12 protein-coding genes and 1 tRNA gene are annotated in these 16,736 nt (G+C 42.2%); 8 read left to right on the top strand and 5 right to left on the bottom strand.

What is annotated here, in order from left to right; genetic code table 11:
- Positions 1-340 precede the first annotated feature (340 nt).
- Complete coding sequence (locus PI95_RS05425; RefSeq protein ID WP_201280304.1) at positions 341-1,369, top strand: hypothetical protein; 1,029 nt, start codon at positions 341-343, stop codon at positions 1,367-1,369.
- A gap of 237 nt (positions 1,370-1,606) precedes the next feature.
- Here PI95_RS05425 and lspA read toward each other — a convergent pair whose 3' ends face one another.
- The gene (gene lspA, locus PI95_RS05420) at positions 1,607-2,131 is read right to left on the bottom strand and encodes a signal peptidase II (RefSeq protein ID WP_039753733.1); all 525 of its coding nucleotides are present in this window, start codon (positions 2,129-2,131) and stop codon (positions 1,607-1,609) included.
- Positions 2,132-2,211: 80 nt separating this feature from the next.
- A complete protein-coding gene (locus PI95_RS05415; RefSeq protein WP_039753734.1) occupies positions 2,212-2,802 on the bottom strand; it encodes a biotin transporter BioY in 591 nt (196 codons plus the stop codon).
- A gap of 893 nt (positions 2,803-3,695) precedes the next feature.
- Between PI95_RS05415 and pstS the strand changes: the two genes are divergently transcribed.
- From pstS to pstB, 4 genes are all read left to right on the top strand, one after another.
- A complete protein-coding gene (gene pstS / locus PI95_RS05410) occupies positions 3,696-4,874 on the top strand; it encodes a phosphate ABC transporter substrate-binding protein PstS (RefSeq protein ID WP_039753737.1) in 1,179 nt (392 codons plus the stop codon).
- A gap of 158 nt (positions 4,875-5,032) precedes the next feature.
- Complete coding sequence (gene pstC / locus PI95_RS05405) at positions 5,033-5,983, top strand: phosphate ABC transporter permease subunit PstC (protein WP_039753739.1); 951 nt, start codon at positions 5,033-5,035, stop codon at positions 5,981-5,983.
- A 14-nt stretch (positions 5,984-5,997) separates the two neighbouring features.
- On the top strand, positions 5,998-6,906 hold the full coding sequence (pstA, locus tag PI95_RS05400) for a phosphate ABC transporter permease PstA (RefSeq protein ID WP_236116944.1): 909 nt from the start codon (positions 5,998-6,000) through the stop codon (positions 6,904-6,906).
- Between the two features lie 155 nt (positions 6,907-7,061).
- Complete coding sequence (gene pstB, locus PI95_RS05395) at positions 7,062-7,868, top strand: phosphate ABC transporter ATP-binding protein PstB (protein ID WP_039753741.1); 807 nt, start codon at positions 7,062-7,064, stop codon at positions 7,866-7,868.
- 88 nt (positions 7,869-7,956) lie between these two features.
- Here pstB and PI95_RS05390 read toward each other — a convergent pair.
- The 3 genes from PI95_RS05390 to PI95_RS05375 all read right to left on the bottom strand — a co-directional run bounded on the left by PI95_RS05390 (position 7,957) and on the right by PI95_RS05375 (position 13,161).
- Positions 7,957-8,027: transfer RNA gene (locus tag PI95_RS05390), tRNA-Gly, on the bottom strand.
- Positions 8,028-8,088: 61 nt separating this feature from the next.
- Positions 8,089-9,315, bottom strand: a complete 1,227-nt coding sequence (locus PI95_RS05385; protein ID WP_163518635.1) for a hypothetical protein — start codon at positions 9,313-9,315, stop codon at positions 8,089-8,091.
- A 207-nt stretch (positions 9,316-9,522) separates the two neighbouring features.
- Positions 9,523-13,161: a response regulator gene (locus PI95_RS05375; protein WP_039753744.1), complete on the bottom strand. Its 3,639-nt coding sequence runs from the start codon at positions 13,159-13,161 to the stop codon at positions 9,523-9,525.
- Positions 13,162-13,662: 501 nt separating this feature from the next.
- On the opposite strand from PI95_RS05375, the gene PI95_RS36665 reads away from it, so the two are divergent.
- The 3 genes from PI95_RS36665 to PI95_RS05365 all read left to right on the top strand — a co-directional run bounded on the left by PI95_RS36665 (position 13,663) and on the right by PI95_RS05365 (position 16,682).
- The gene (locus PI95_RS36665; RefSeq protein ID WP_268896645.1) at positions 13,663-13,794 is read left to right on the top strand and encodes a hypothetical protein; all 132 of its coding nucleotides are present in this window, start codon (positions 13,663-13,665) and stop codon (positions 13,792-13,794) included.
- A 757-nt stretch (positions 13,795-14,551) separates the two neighbouring features.
- A complete protein-coding gene (locus PI95_RS05370) occupies positions 14,552-15,166 on the top strand; it encodes a GNAT family N-acetyltransferase (protein ID WP_039753745.1) in 615 nt (204 codons plus the stop codon).
- Between the two features lie 964 nt (positions 15,167-16,130).
- The gene (locus PI95_RS05365) at positions 16,131-16,682 is read left to right on the top strand and encodes a hypothetical protein (RefSeq protein WP_039753747.1); all 552 of its coding nucleotides are present in this window, start codon (positions 16,131-16,133) and stop codon (positions 16,680-16,682) included.
- The last annotated feature ends 54 nt before the right edge of the window (positions 16,683-16,736 follow it).

Raw genomic sequence — 16,736 nt, 5'->3', positions numbered from 1 at the left:
AAGCCAAAGTAGAATTTGGCTGTACGGAATTATTGGAATTTCATTTGACACCAATACCATATAATGTCTCCGCAGGTAGATAGTTAAATTTATGACATAGTTACCTCAGGAATAATTCTAATGCAAATTATCTAATCCCTATTTCGTAAATGACGAACAAAATATAGTTATTTGAAGTTGTATTGATAATTACTACCAATATTGGTACAAATTATGTAAATTTTATAGCTTTAGGAACTAGACAAATTTTAAATTCAAAATATACATCATCATTTAGGAAGATTTTATAAATTATATTGTTTGATTTAATAGGCGGAGTGTTCCGTTGAGGTTAAATAACATGAAGGGAAAATATCTGACCCTTATAGGTACAGCCTTTACCCTAGCAGTTACCAGCAATGTTGCTGTTGCTCAATCGTCCAAATTCCCAGAACAAAGGGAACTACTAAGCCAATCCACAAGCACCTCACCGGAGATCAAGCTAAATGCCGATGCGATGGAAATTTTGTGTAAAAATTTCCCGCTAAATTCCCGTTGTCAACCAGACACCACTGGAGCGACTCCAAGCACTCCAAGCACTCCAAGCACTCCATCCAACCTAACCGCACCGGGTCCGACAAATCCTAACGCAATTCCGGAAAACAGCACTCCCAGCAACCCGACAACTCCTGACACGAGCAATCCAGGAAGCACTACAACTCCTGACACAACCAGTCCAGGAAGCACTACAACTCCTGACACGACCAATCCAAACAGGATTAGTCCTGACAGCGGCACTCCCGGCACTACCACTCCGGAAAACAGCACTCCCAGCGACCCGACAACTCCTGATACGACCAATCCAGGAAGCACTACAACTCCGGATACGAGCAGCCCTACCAAAATCACTCCGGTTCCAGGAAGCACTACAACTCCCGACACAACTACCCCAGGTAGCACTACAATTCCCGACACAACTACCCCAGGAAGCACGACAACTCCTGACACAACCAATCCAGGAAGCACTACAAATCCGGATTCAAATAGCCCAACCAAAATCACTCCGGTTCCAGGCAGCACGATAACTCCTGACACAACTACCCCAGGTAGCACGGTAACTCCTGATTCGAGTACCCCAGGTAGTACGGTAACTCCTGAATCGAGTACTCCAGGTAGTTTGACAACTCCTGATTCGAGCAGCCCAACTAAAATTACTCCAGTTCCAGGCAGCACGATAACTCCGGATTCAACCACCCCAGGTAGCACTACAACTCCTGATTCGACGAGCACCCCAGGTAGCACAATCGAACCAAGCAGCAGTCCAAGTACACTTCCATCCGGTTCGGAAAAAATTCCTACTGGTGGATCGCAAATGTTAGAACCACGCTAATTCAAACATAATCGCATTCTTGCCACCAGGGAATAGTCGGTTTGTCTAAGTGCCGATTATCAATTTCTAATGGTGGCATTTGAAGATCGTGTTGATTAGAGTTGAAACGAAAAACGTCAGAAAAGAAAGTTAAGCCTGCTTATTGGGGTTTTCCAAAGTAAGCAGGCTTAATTTTGTGAGGAGTTTAGTCTAAATAAAATTAAGATGAGGACTAAAGTCCTCACAGGAGAAGGAATGTTAAGGCGATCGCCTACTTGAAGCTTCTGTTTTTTGAAACGAGGAAATCAGCAGGCAAACAATGCCGATACTAATAAATGAATCTGCCACATTAAATACAGGAAAGTTGATCAATCGAAAATCGAGAAAATCAACTACGTAACTTAAAATAAAGCGATCGATGCCATTACCGATCGCTCCGCCTAAAATAAACCCATAGCCTAGTTGATCCCAAAAATGTAAGGCTGGACCAAAGCACGCTACTGCTATCAAAACTAAACTTACGGCAAGTGATAAAAAGCGCAATAAATCTATATGTCCGCTAAGTATACTCCAAGCTGCACCATCGTTTTTTACGTAGGTAAAATGAAATATCCCCTGGATGAGTGGCAAAGTAGGTCTGTATATTATATTTCCTGTTTTTGATTCGATTATAGTTTCCAACTGCCAAGATTTTGCGGCTGACACTACTTGGTTTTTCGTAACTTGGTCTAAGATAACAATTACAAAGGCAGCAATCCAAAAGAGGCGATTTTTTAAACGCATGGCAAATTAGTCAAGTGTCAAAAGTCAAGTGTCATTAGTCATTAGTCACGAGCTTTTGACAAACAACAAATGACGTTGAACTAATAAAACATTAAGTGTCGTAATAGATATGCTATTACAGTGACGGCGCAGACTACAGCTAGTTGACCTGGTAGAGCCAACCAGGAGTATGTGAGGATTGCTTGCATCATTAATGGCAGAGTTTCTGTACCTTTCCAATGAAAAATATAGCTGATAATCAAATAACTAATACCGCAAACGTGGACAATTAACAAGCCACAAAAACAGCTAAACGCCAAAGTTTCTAGTTTAGGTCTAGCTTTAAAAGCTAAGAAGCCACAAATCCAAGCTCCCGGAATAAAGCCCAACAAATAGCCAAACTGAGACTCTTTGATATAACCGATACCGCCACCATTAGCAAAAACGGGTAACAAAGTCAACCCCATAACTAAATAGGCAATTTGCGATAGCGCACCCGCATTTTTGCCTCCTAAACAACCTACCAGCAGCACTGCGCCAATTTGATATTTAACACCTAAAGAAAAAGTCTCAATTCCATGCTGACTCCAACTCCAAGGTAAAGTGATACCATAAGCCTCTAGGAAGGTGCCACCTATTGTCAGGAGTAAGCCAATCATCGACCATAGTAATTGATTGGAAGCAGCAAACATTTACAAGGCAATAGTGAAAAGCAACAAGCTGTACGAGTATTAATACTTATAGCGGTATGTGCTGATTTACGAAGTAGCACATTTTCGCTCATGCCTTTTGGGAATAGATGCTATCAATGGGAGCGAACAGTGCCATCATTCCCATATTAGCTTTGAAAACGCTCAGGCTTGCGGTTTCTCGTAGTTATAATTCTTTTATTAATTAAGAATAATTTATAACTTATTTAGCAATTAGCGCTTTTGGCTTGCGATAGTTAAAAAGCAAACAAGCGCCCGCCTGGGCGCGATCGCCGTTCTTCAAATAAATATTTTACATTATACCATATAAAGCCATCAATTTTTCAAGCAAACGGTAGTGCGATCGCCTATTTATTTTATTTAGTGTTTGAGCGACCATTTCTGTCAACTTTTCGGAAAAAAACTTGAGCAAGTCGGACTTAAGAACAAAATATATGCACTTGCAAAAAGTCGAAATTTAAAACTTAATAAGTAAATCGACGCGAATATTTCAAACTTCGACGCGAATATTTCAAACTATGTAGGGTGCGTTAGCGAAGCTAACGCACCCTACTTTTACTACAGGGTGCTACTTTTACTACAGGGTGCGGTTAATTATTTTGTACCCGGATTGCACTCTTATACTTATAAACCCGGTTTCAACAAGAAACCGGGTTTATAAGGGTTAGATTTGTCTAAAATTCCCGCTTTCGCACGCTGACTTGAATATAATTTCAAATTTTTTAAAAAATTTATAATTATATCACTAAATGGGATGATTTAATTTTTGATTTTTCGATAAACAACTTAAGTATTTTTTACTTTGTTAACCTTGTGTTTACCTTAAAGCGGTATCTTAAAAGCGCTACCTAAAAATTTACATAAAGTTGACAGCAATGCTATCACGGCTAAATGTAATCAAAAGTAATCGCCTAACAGCTTCAATCTCAGTGTTAGCACTCTCCATGAGCCTAGCTGCTTGCGGCGGACAGCAAACCGCAGAAAATCCAGGTGCTACTTCTGGTACTGCTACTGAGACTACAGCTTCCAGCCCTGGCAAATTGGATTTAGGTGGAAACGTAACCTTAACTGGAGCAGGTGCATCTTTCCCCGCACCGCTGTATCTAAGTTGGTTCGATGCGTTAAACAAAAAATACCCAACCCTGAAAGTAAACTATCAATCAGTTGGTAGCGGCGCTGGTGTCGAGCAATTTACCAAAGGGACGGTAGACTTTGGTGCTAGCGATGTGGCAATGAAGGATGAAGAAATCAGCAAGATACCAGCCGATCAAGGTGTACTTTTGCTGCCAATGACTGCTGGTAGCATTGTTATGGCTTATAATTTGCCAGATGTTCCAGACCTGAAGCTACCACGAGCAGTTTACACAGATATTTTACTGGGCAAAATTAAGTCTTGGAACGACCCGAAAATTGCTGCTGCAAACCCAGGTGCAAAACTTCCCAATCAACCAATTACAGTTATTTATCGTTCTGATGGTAGCGGTACTACAGGTGTGTTTACAAAACACCTCAGCGCTATCAGCCCAGAATGGAAAACAAAAGTTGGCGATGGCAAAAGTGTAAAATGGCCCGTGGGAGTTGGTGCTAAGGGTAATGAAGGCGTTACAGCGCAAGTTACACAAACTCAAGGTGCAATTGGTTACACTGAGTACGGCTATGCCAAACAAAATGAACTCAAGTTTGCTGCATTGGAAAACAAGGCTGGCAAAATAGTTGTAGCTGACGATCAGTCCGCAGCCAAAACCTTAGAATCAGTAGCTTTACCAGCAGACTTCCGTGCCTTTATTAGCGATCCAGAAGGTGCAGATTCTTATCCTATCGTTACCTACACTTGGATTTTGGCTCACAAAAAATATCCTGATGCAGCAAAAGCCAAAGCTGTAGAAGCGATGATTGAGTACGGTTTAACTGAAGGTCAAAAGCAGGCTGTAGAACTTGGATATGTTCCTCTACCCGCAACGGTGGTTACTAAAGTAGCAGCAGCAGCCGATGCCATCAGCCCAGATTATAAAATAGCTGTTGGAGCTACCAATAATAACAGCGCTAGCAAGTAAGACAACGAAAAGTCCAAAGTCCAAAGTCCAAAGTCAAGAGTCAACAGTCCAAAGTCCAAAGTTTTTGCACTATTGACCATTGACCATTGACCACTAACCATTGACTAATAAAGGTTCGCTCCCGCATTTTCGCAACTTTTTGATTGGCTTGCGTTCGTATGACCACACAACCCCAAAATATTCCATCAGGACTTAGACAACGCTCGGAAGCTGAAAAGTCACTAGATATTGGCTTTGTTTGGCTGACTCGCATTTTTGCTTTTGCGATCGCCTTTACTTTATTATGGATAGCATTCCAAGTATTCGTCGGAGCTATCCCAGCTATCCAAAAATTTGGTCTGAGTTTCTTAGGTAAAAGCGCTTGGAACCCAGTCAATGACGATTATGGCGTACTACCTCAAGTTTACGGAACTCTCATGAGTGCCTTTATCGGTTTGTTAATCGCTGTACCCATTGGTGTTGGTACCGCTGTTGTCCTCAGCGAGAATTTTCTGCCACCCAAAGTCAAGCTGGTACTAGTTTTCTTAGTAGAACTGCTAGCAGCAATTCCCAGCGTTGTCTATGGTATATGGGGTATTTTCGTCTTGGTTCCCCCCTTAACCAGCTTCGGAAAATGGCTGAATGCTTCTTTTGGCTTTTTGCCAATTTTTAGCACTGCACCTACAGGTCCAAATTTACTGATTGCGGGATTTATCCTCGCGATTATGACTTTGCCAATTATTACCGCAATTTCCCGCGATGCGCTGATTTCCGTACCTCCTAGCTTGCGTCAAGCAGCTATCGGGTTGGGAGCAACTCGTTGGGAAACGATTTTGAAAGTTCTCATCCCAGCAGCTTTTTCTGGGATTGTCGGTGCTGTGATGCTTGCACTTGGTCGAGCGATGGGTGAAACTATGGCTGTCACCATGTTGATAGGTAACTCCAACAACATTAGTACCTCGCTATTTGCCCCAGCGAACACAATTTCTTCTCTACTTGCGAACCAATTCGCTGAAGCTGGTGGTTTGCAAGTTGCATCTTTAATGTACGCTGCCTTAGTTCTATTTGTGTTGACGCTGATTGTTAACATTTTGGCAGAGTTAGTCGTTCTCCGAGTCAAGCGGCTGTAGATAATTGGTATTAAATGATGGCTTCTAATATTTCCGGCAATTCTCAACCTGGATACAGCAGCGGTAGCCTGACTCGCGCTCCTTCGTCTCCCCGGACGATGTTCAACACAATTATGACCGTTGTCGCCTTTATTTGTGCGGCTATGGCGGTTATACCATTGGTAGCTGTACTCGGTTACGTTATCTTCAAAGGCTTTAGCAGTCTCAATCTCAGCATATTTACTGAACTACCACCACCTCCCTTAAGAAAGGGTGGCGGCTTTGGTAATGCGATTTTGGGAACAATTTTGATGGTAGGAATTGCCGCAGCAATTAGCATTCCTGTGGGAGTAATGGCGGCAATTTATTTGACAGAGTTTAGCTCTGGAAAGACAGCGCGGGCAATACGTTTTGCTACCAACGTTCTCAGTGGAGTTCCCTCGATTATTGCCGGGGTATTTGCTTATGGGATTGTGGTTCTCACATTCAATAAGCTGGGGTTAGGTTCCTACTCCGCTTTAGCTGGAGGCGTTGCTCTCTCAATTTTGATGTTACCGATTATTCTGCGAACTACGGATGAAGCTTTACAATTAGTATCACAAGATTTGCGACAAGCATCCGTAGGTATTGGCGCAACTAAGTTTCAAACAGTATCGCAGGTGGTTTTGCCAGCAGCTTTACCAGCAATTGTCACCGGATCGACGCTAGCGATCGCCCGCGCATCTGGAGAAACAGCACCACTACTTTTCACTGCTTTATTTTCTCCGTTCTGGCCCGATGGCTTATTCAAACCTACAGCTTCCCTTGCTGTTTTGGTTTACAATTATGCTATATCTCCATTTAAAAATTGGCAGTCACTAGCTTGGGCAGCTTCTTTAATATTAGTGCTGTTGGTTTTATTAACCAGCATTATCACTCGTTGGGCGACTCGTCAGAAAGTTTAGTCAGTAGCGCGAATTGATATCATTACAGAATTTGGAAAAATAATTGTGGATTGACATCTTCCTATGGGAAGATTTTGACATAGCGATGGAAATATTTCAGCCTAACTGACGATGGGTGCTTACAACCCTGTTTTACAAAACTTAAACCTTCCTTTATGACTACTAACATTGATACGGTAAAAGACACGGACACAGTATTGCGGACGGAGGGTGTGAACGTTTATTACGGCGATTTCCTAGCTGTAAAAAACATTTGGCTAGATATCCCGAAAAATAAGGTAACAGCCTTTATTGGTCCGTCTGGCTGTGGTAAAAGTACTTTGTTGCGATGCTATAACCGCTTAAACGACTTAATTGACAGCTTCCGGGCAGAAGGTAAGATTTTTTATTGCGGTAAGAATTTATACGCCCCAGACATCGATCCGGTAGAAGTGCGGCGTCGAATTGGAATGGTGTTTCAAAGACCGAACCCATTTCCGAAATCAATTTATGACAATATCACCTTTGGCGCAAAAATTAACGGCTACAAAGGTGATATGGATGAATTGGTAGAAACCAGTCTGAGAAAAGCAGCTTTGTGGGATGAAGTTAAAGATAAACTCAAGCAAAGTGGTTTATCTTTGTCGGGTGGACAACAGCAACGCTTGTGTATTGCCAGAGCGATCGCTGTACAGCCAGATGTTATCCTCATGGATGAACCTTGTTCGGCACTTGACCCGCTTTCCACCCTCAGAGTTGAAGAACTGATTACCGAACTCAAAGAGCAATATAGCATCGTCATCGTCACCCACAACATGCAACAAGCAACACGGGTGTCAGATATGACAGCATTTTTCAACGTAGAACCCACAGAAAAAGGTGCTCGTATGGGCTATTTGGTGGAGTACGACAGAACAGAATTAATTTTCAACGACCCCAAGCAGAAAGCAACCCAAGAGTACATTAGCGGTCGTTTCGGTTAAAAATTGCATCCCGATAATTCAACGTATTGTAGAGACGTTCCGGACCGAACGTCTCTACGATTCATACCACGGTATGTTGTATCTACAAAGCGGGCGGCGGGAATCGAACCCGCATTATTAGCTTGGAAGGCTAAAGTTTTACCACTAAACTACGCCCGCAAGTTTCCAACTTCAATAATATAACACAATGTGTGATAATAGTTCAAGCAATTAATCAAACTTAACGACGCTGTATTTTGATTCGCACAAAGCGATTAACCAACTCTGGTCCTGGTGTACCATCTGGGTAGCGAGCAGGCTGAAATTTTTCGCCTTGGAAAATAGAGTTAGCGAATTGTTGATATTTAGCTCTTTGTTCCGGTGCGATCGCTGGATCTTGAACTAAAACTTGGACTAAATTGCCAGCTTTATCAATCACCAAGGTAGTTAAGAACTCTTTATCTGGAAGATCCAAATTAGGTTTAATAGAAAGCGAGTCAATTTGTTTTTGGTTACTACCTATATGTTCCGGTAAAATCAGACCTTCAGGTAAAGGATTCGGGATAAAAATCCCCTGTTCGTCTGCAGTTAAAAAACGCAAAGTAGCTATCAATCCTCCTCCTGTTGAAGGTTGAGGAGTTTTGCGGGTAGGAGGAATTTGCGAATCTTCACCGATTGGCTGACGTGGAGTTTTCCGACTTGAAATTGGTGAATCTTCCCCAATTGGCTTTTGTGGAGTTCTGCGACTTTGAGTTGGTGAATCTTCCCCAATTGGCTTTTGTGGAGTTCTGCGACTTTGAGTTGGTGAATCTTCCCCAATTGGCTGAGGTGGTTCAACTGGTGTAAATTTTGGTAACGGTGTCGGCTTTCCTAAACTGATTTCTTCACGAAAGCGTTTCCAAGGAAGATTACCAAATGATGTGGGTTTCGGTGTTGGCGTCGGTATCGGTGTCGGTGTCGGTGTCGGTGTGAATTTCTGTGTCGGTGTTCGTGTTGGTGTGGGTGTTGGTGTTCGTGTTGCTGTGGGTGTGGGTGTGAATATCGGCTTGGGTGTGGGAACTGATTGTTTAGGAACGAATTTAGTATTAGGTTTAGAGGCAAAAATGTTTCTTTTTCTTTGTTGACGACTTGCACCAAAATTTATCCCGCCAGAATTTTCATTTCTTGGCGTGACTGTTGAAGACTGTTGATTTGCTGATGGTGGAGAGACTGTTTTAGCTTTTAATTGTGGTTTTGCTGGTTTAGCTTTTGATGAGGAAGGAGAAATTTCAATAACCTCAATCGGAACAATTGCTTGACTATCTCGTGGAAACCACAGACCAAACCCATTATTATAGCGCATTAGCCAGAACACCAGCAAATGCAAAGCAACTGAACTCGTGACTACAGCAATCCACAAACCCGGCGGATCGTTATGTCGCCTTGATGTTACATCTTTTATTGCAGTTTGGTCAACCGATTGAGTCATATTAGATAATTGGTTGTTGGTTGTTGGTAATTGGTAATTGGTAATTGGTAATTGGTAATTGGTAAAAAAATATTCACCACTAACTACTAACTACTAACTACTAACTCCGCTCCTCCTAACTTTAGTACAGACGTTCGGTCCGGAACGTCTCTACAACTCCTAACTACTAACTACTAACTCCTACTCCTAACTCCTAACCACTATCCACTATCGACTAACTGTTATTTCTGGTTTGACAGCAAACGTGAGAACTGTTTCATCTATTCCTTTAAGTTCTAACGGACTACCTTTAGTTATTTCATCTTCATCCAAATAATCTGCAACCGCAGCAGAAACGAGGATAGTACCAGGAACAGCAGCAACTTGCAATCTGGAGGCAATATTCACAGAAGGACCGATCGCTGTATAATCGGCACGTTCGGCGCTACCAAACATCCCGACAACTGCTGTACCTTGGTGGATACCACAGCGAAACTGTAAGCCATTACGTCCGTCGGAGTCAAATATACCTTGTTCTCGCCAACGCTGGTTTAACTCACTCAATGAGCGATGCATTCCTCTTGCTGTGTTGATCGACCGACGCACCTGTTCATTAGGCGTTAGTTCTTCCGGCGCTCCATATAAAGCTAAGATAGCATCTCCCATAAATTTATCGATAGTGCCGCCATTCTCAAAGACCACTTTGGTCATTGATTCTAAATATTCATTAAGCAATTCCGCTACACGTCGCGATCTGAGGGTGTTTGATAGTTGAGTAAAACCCACAATGTCACTAAACAAAACTGTAATCAAACGCGGTTCCGGTCGCAAATCCAAAACTAAATCTCCGGTTGCGGCTTTTTGCACCAACGCACTTGGTAAAAAGCGCTTAAGCACCGATTCTGTTAGGTAAGTATTTAACTCCAAAACTCGGCGTTCATTTTCTTTCAAAGCTAAGAGATTTCGCACCTCAGCTAGAAGTTCGCGATCGTTAAATGGTTTAGCTAAATAAGCATCTGCACCTTTTTCTGTACCTTCGATGCGGGTTTCTTCATCAACTTTCGCCGTTAACAAGATAATTGGAATTCCTTTCAACTTTTCCTCGTTGCGGATCATCCGAATCATCTCCATACCTGACACCAAAGGCATCATCAAGTCGCTGACAATCAGGCGTGGTATTATTTCCTTAGCCATGAGAAATCCTTCGGAACCGTTACGCGCTGTATGCACTCGATAGCCATTAGCGCGGAGAATTTCTGATACGTAAGTCCGCAAATCTGGGTTATCATCTACGACCAAAATTGATTCGCCAATTTTCAGTTCATTTTCTTGATTGTTAACACTATTTAATAAGTCTTTTTTAATATTTTCAAATTCGTCTATTGATTGTAATTCTAAATCAGCTAATTCAACGTTAGCGCGGCTGATGTTTACTTCACAAGGCGCTTCTAGCAACTGTTCAGACGGTAGATGAGCGTTTCCGCTGACCAGCCATAAGCTAAAGGTAGTACCTTTGCCGTAAACTGATTCTACAGTGACTTTACCGCCGTGCATTTCCACGAGTTCTTTAACTAAAGCCAAACCTAAGCCGCTACCTTCGTACTGGCGATTTTCAGTTCCTTCAGCTTGGCGAAAGCGTTCAAATAAGTGGGGAATTTGTTCAGTAACAATGCCAATTCCCGTATCTTGTACTTGCAATCTACAGCGATCGCCTTGAGATTGCAATCTCACAGTAATACTACCACCTATGTCTGTAAATTTCATGGCATTCGACAGCAGGTTATAAAGTACTTTGTCGAATTTTTCCATATCCAAATATACTTTAGGAGATGGTTCTAGTTCGGTAATCAGATTCAGTCCCTTTTTCTCGCAATAAGGGCGAAACGATTCGACAATTTGGTTGACAAATTCAACTAAATCGCAGGGACGGAAACTAGGCTGCATCCTTTTAGCATCAAGGCGTTGCAAATCGAGTAGTTGATTTACCAATCTTAGCAAGCGTCTGGAATTGCGTAAGGCGATCGCACTTTGGGCGTATGATAATCCTTCTTTTGTGGCTACCGCTGATTCTAGTGGTCCTTGAATTAAGGTTATAGGTGTGCGGAACTCGTGAGAAATATTTTGGAAAAATTCGGTTTTTTGTTTGTCTAATTGCAGCAAGCGTTCAGCTTGTTCGCGAGTTTTTTGGTATAAATGTGACTGCTGTACAGCGATCGCCGCTTGAGCTGCGACAGCTTTTGCTAACTCAATTTCTGTAGGCAGCCACTTGCGCGATCTGCTATCTTGACGCAGAGTAATACTACCGATGCTTTTGCCATCAGCCAGTAAAGGAACCACCATGAGCGATCGCGCTTTTCCTCTTAAGGGCAAATCAAACCCCTTGATTTCTGGCGGACACTGGCTCATATCCGTAATTACCACAGGCTCTTGTGTCCGCAACATTTCTTGCAGAATTGGATTAGAGTGAATCGGTGACTGAGATTGAGGGAATTCCTGATTGTCTATGTAATTATGACTACCTGTCTCCCAAGGATGATCTAGTTTGAAAGAATCCTCTGAACTGTAAGAACTTTCATACAAGCCCACACACTTGACATACTCATCTTCCTCTGTCCACAAAGACAAAACACAGCCATCGACTTGCAAGGCTTGTCCTAATTGTTGGGTGATCGCTGCAAAAATATCTTCAGGATCTAAGCTAGAGCGAATCGCGCTCGTAATCGTATTAATTAGCGATTCCCGTTTCGCCAAAGCACGCACTTGCTCGTAAGCATAAGCTTGAGACAAAGCTAAAGCTGCCTGATCCGCCACCATCACCACTAACTGCACCTCGTCTGTTGACCACACGCGGGGCTGCTTGCACTGGTGCAGCGCCAGCACCGCCATAAGTTCTTGTCGGCAAATCAGTGGAACTACCAAGCTAGAGCAAATTTTAGCTGTAGCAAAAGCAGCAGCCCGACTCAATAGTTCGGCAGTATCGCCCTGAATACGCTCATCTATTGCAACATCATGAATCACCTGCACTTCCCGGATTTCCCATACTGTCTGCGCTAGTAGAGCGGGATGGGGGGAGGGGGGAAGGGGGGGAGTGGGCGAGAGGGAGATGGGGAGAGGGGAGCCAGCGCGTTGCTCCGGTTCCCTCCGTTGTAGCGACTGGCGTGGGGATGGGGAGATGGGGGGAAAGAATTGTCCCCCTGTCTCCTTGTCCCCCTGTCTCCTTGTCCCCCTGTCTCCTTGTCCCCCTGTCTCCTTTTCCTCTTCAACCGCTCTTTGGTAAATAAAATTTTCATCCACCAACTGCCCATCTTGGAAAGGACGCAACAAGCAGACATCCACTTCCAGCATATGACCCACGGTATCCACAATTGCTTGCAGAATTTGCCGATAGTCTAAGGCGCTGCGAATCGTGTTTGTGACGGTGTTCAGCAGCGATTCTTGACGCAGGGTGCGGGTAAGTTCGCGGGTGCGGGTTTTGAGAACGTTATGGGTATCCAAAGCTTGGCGTACCACTGCTTTGAGTTCCTCTGCTTCCCACGGTTTGGTGACATATTTGAATACTTTACCAGCATTAATTGCTTCCACCAGGTCTTCGACATCGGTGTAGCCAGTTAAGATAATCCGGATGATATCTGGATATTGAGTCGCGGTTAGGCTCAAAAATTCTGTACCGCTCATCATTGGCATCCGCTGATCGGAGATGATCACGGAGACTTCTCCTTCTTGCTGAAGCAGTTCTAATGCCGCTGGACCAGAAGATGCCTTAAGCACCTTATAGTCGCGATAGAAGGTGCGGTAAAGCAAGTCAAGGTTGTCTGGTTCGTCATCGACAACCAAAATTTTCGGCTTACTGTTTGATTGGGATTTCATGCACCGCTTTCCTGCTGCAACGGCAGTCGGTTAAAGAATAATCCGATCTCTTGAGAATGTTTCTGAGTCAGGTAATAGCACATTTCGACTCCATAGGCTGTTTGGCTACATGACGGCTTCGTTCTAAAGCGTTTACTCACAGTAATTCGCCTCAATAGAAGATGCCGATCGCCATTTGCTTTGATGCACCCCAATCAATTTGGTTGTCATTACTGTTACAGAATACATATTTGCTTGCTAATCCCTTCACCTTCTATCGCGATACAGATCTCCAATCTGGCTTAAAAATCCACACAGGAGCTGCATATTAAGTTTTCCCCCCGCAACAGTTGCACTAACATTTGCAAGTAAATTTTATTTATGGCAGTCATGGTATCAGCAATATTACAAGAATAATATTTCAAACCTCAGTATACTATTAGACAAGTATAAGATTGACAATTGAGCAATGAGAACCATTTGTCAGGTGGTAGTGCAGGAAAATTGAAGATTACTAGGAATATGCGCGCCATTGTTGAAACCCAGTTACTAGGACACGCCAAGAGCGATCGCGCTATCGTATCCCAAATCAAGCTAAATGAACGCTACGAACGAAAATCTCTTGGCGGCACGAAGAGCGATCGCCTACCATAACGAACGCAAAAACCGAGTTTTTGGCGATTGCGGACGATTGTATTGTATAAGTAAGCATCCTCTAGTCAAACGCCCACTATTGTATTGGGGTTGACATCAGATAAAAATTTCGCTATGAAGTTGATTCCCAATCCAGTTATTTTTTCACAAAACTTAACTATTAGAGAAGACAAATACATCTATAATAAAATGCTTAATTATCTTTATGTCAATATTTGAGCAAAAAAGATGGCGCTCAGTTTTAATCCGGATCGCTTGCTACGGATTGATGGCAGATACTGCAAGCATAGTTTAGGATGATTGAGTTATATTATTGTCAAAAATAATCACACATCAGAATATGACCAAAAAGCAAATTTTCTGTGCTTTGTACGCTTTTACCTTTGCTGGGAATGTTTAAACCTTTATTTAGATAGATGCTTTTGAAGCATAAAGCCCTGACAAACTGCTTTTTTGGCATTTTAATTGGCTACCACGTCCCTATGATGCAAAGCTTACGAAGGTGTTTTCATCCGCAATTGCATTGCAATTGCGTATCCTAAGAGGTCAAGTTTTGTACAAGTACCGGAGCTTTGAGCGATCGCACCAAAGACACAGGAATTTGGGGATACACTCAATTCCTCATATACTACGCAAAATTAAAATCTCACGCGCTAAGTTAAATGTTTAATAGAAGAACGCAATTCATCCAGATTTGATGATGTTTTGGGATATTATATAAGATTTTCCACAGAATAAAATCAATACTAAATTAGCTTTGACGACACCCTGGTTTTTTCACCCATCCCACCAACTGCAAGTATTTGCCGCCGATCAACCTTTTAACCAATTTCAAATTCGTGCGGCTACTCCTGCTGATTTGACTAATGTTGCCGAAATCATTACCGAAAGTTTTCACTCGCCAAATGGTATCTGGGGATGGGCTTTCCCGTTGCTACGTTTGGGTATTTACGAAGACTTAAGGCATCGTCTAGCATCAAGCGCACCCCATCACGTTTGTTTAGTTGCCGTTGATACTACTGCTACAACTGATAACTTAGTTGGAACTGTAGAACTGGGTGTGCGTTTTGGTGATTCTTGGACGGCTGTTGGCAAGAGTTTTCCTTATTTGTCTAATTTAGCTGTTCACCCAAAATATCGTCGCTTGGGTGCTGCGTCGGAGTTGCTTAAAGCTTGTGAAAAAGTTGCCCTGTTGTGGGGTTTTAAAGACTTATACCTCCACGTTTTGGAAAATAACCATCAGGCACGGCAGCTTTATTTTAAGGCGGGATATCAGGTGCATCAAGTCGAATCTTATTGGAATACCTTTTTTCTGGGACGCTCCCGACAGATATTCTTGCACAAGTACTTGCCACATTCTGAGACTATCTAAATTTTTCAGTTTTGTAAATTCACTCCTCGATCGCCCCTGCATATTGCGAACAACCTATGACGCATCGCCAAAAGTGCGTCTTCTAGTAACTTGCTGTTCGCATTCAGGCAATAGAGAGGGATATTTTCTGAATGCTTAATTGTTACAAAAAATTATATCTTTTCGTTTTTTTCTGCATAAATAAATAGTTATTAATTAAGTTTACAAAATATTAAATTATCACAGCTTTTGTCATTCACATATGTACTTTGTGACAATTAAAAGGAATAATTTTTTTGATTGCATAATACCTTCGCCTTGGTCTCACCTTCTCCCACTCGTGAGAGGCGCTTGTCTGCGACACGCGTTGCGCGTTCGCCAAGAAAGAAGAAATAAATGCTTATACGTGCTTATACGTATTGTGGCAATGCGATATCGACGGGCGCGAACACTCGCTTGTGCCGAATGGGGTTTATAAGCGCGATCGCGATCGCTCGTGTACCTAAGTGGTAGTAATCACACGGAGAAAACGCTTTATTTTTATGCATCACTCTTATAGTTTTTTCCGAAATATACTATTTAATAAAAATTAAATAATCATGTAATATTTAGCTGATTTATATGATATGAATTTGAGATATCCAAATCTTAAAAAATAATTTTCTTTAGATACAAATAAAGTGATTGTGATTGTAATATTAGTATAAATACGATAAATAAGATTCAATCCCTCATAAGAACTTTGCATTTGAGATATTCATCTTTATAAAAACTTTAAAAAAACAACTCCTTGAAATCAAGACAAAGTCAGTTAAATCTCATAAAATATGATTATTTAATTGCTGAAAAAAGTCCATTTAATTTTATCTTAGTTAAATAAAGCAAAAAGTCTTGATAATTAAGATAAAACCAATCATTTTGATTTAAATCAAGTTAAGTGTTGAAGTGCAGACTACTACCAAATTCTTTGAAACTTTTAGAAAACATGGATAGCGAAAACCGCCAACGCTATCAAACTGCTATGGTATCAACTTATTACCCTGAAACTAGTTTCCTTGACTATATTGTCATGCCTGATGGAACTGAGCAATCTCCAGGCTCGGATATCCTCACACAGCTGCATAGTGGAAAGGTCTTTATCGTTAACAGTCGTCGGCGAAATGGGTTAATACTATTCAAACGCTACCATGCAGAATTTGCAGGACCCGGCGCAGCAGTGGGAGGTGATTACGATCGCGATTGTCAAAATTTATTGCCGATAGGTAATTTGCAGCTATTGACTCCCGACTCTTATGACGAGCGTCAAAAAGCTTACTTGATTAGACGCCAGTGGATTCGGTTAATCAAGCAAATTACAGAAAACCCACTGCCACAGCAACGAGTCCAAAAGATTCTCGATCAATTTGAGCAATACTTTCCACCAGAAACGGTGGATAAGTTGCCTGATATTGCCTTTGCTCTTTTGGTAGGTGTGCTGCCACAAACAGTGGGAATAGTACGGCGTTTGGGCAGCGATGAGTATACCCGGTTTAATTAACTAGCCAACATAAACTGCGTACCAGCACGTATTAAAAATTTTTCTTCCCTTTCC

This window comes from Hassallia byssoidea VB512170, from assembly GCF_000817785.2.
GTDB lineage: Bacteria > Cyanobacteriota > Cyanobacteriia > Cyanobacteriales > Nostocaceae > Hassallia > Hassallia carrinoi.
Note: the sequence above shows the minus strand (reverse complement) of the source record. Positions and strands in the feature narration are given on the sequence as shown.

Excerpts from the sequence above, each read along its gene's own strand:
- PI95_RS05425 (WP_201280304.1), top strand. The coding sequence starts at position 341 with ATGAAGGGAAAATATCTGACCCTTATAGGTACAGCCTTTACCCTAGCA.
- lspA (WP_039753733.1), bottom strand. The coding sequence starts at position 2,131 with ATGCGTTTAAAAAATCGCCTCTTTTGGATTGCTGCCTTTGTAATTGTT.
- PI95_RS05415 (WP_039753734.1), bottom strand. The coding sequence starts at position 2,802 with ATGTTTGCTGCTTCCAATCAATTACTATGGTCGATGATTGGCTTACTC.
- pstS (WP_039753737.1), top strand. The coding sequence starts at position 3,696 with ATGCTATCACGGCTAAATGTAATCAAAAGTAATCGCCTAACAGCTTCA.
- pstC (WP_039753739.1), top strand. The coding sequence starts at position 5,033 with ATGACCACACAACCCCAAAATATTCCATCAGGACTTAGACAACGCTCG.
- pstA (WP_236116944.1), top strand. The coding sequence starts at position 5,998 with ATGATGGCTTCTAATATTTCCGGCAATTCTCAACCTGGATACAGCAGC.
- pstB (WP_039753741.1), top strand. The coding sequence starts at position 7,062 with ATGACTACTAACATTGATACGGTAAAAGACACGGACACAGTATTGCGG.
- PI95_RS05385 (WP_163518635.1), bottom strand. The coding sequence starts at position 9,315 with ATGACTCAATCGGTTGACCAAACTGCAATAAAAGATGTAACATCAAGG.
- PI95_RS05375 (WP_039753744.1), bottom strand. The coding sequence starts at position 13,161 with ATGAAATCCCAATCAAACAGTAAGCCGAAAATTTTGGTTGTCGATGAC.
- PI95_RS36665 (WP_268896645.1), top strand. The coding sequence starts at position 13,663 with ATGCGCGCCATTGTTGAAACCCAGTTACTAGGACACGCCAAGAGCGAT.
- PI95_RS05365 (WP_039753747.1), top strand. The coding sequence starts at position 16,131 with ATGGATAGCGAAAACCGCCAACGCTATCAAACTGCTATGGTATCAACT.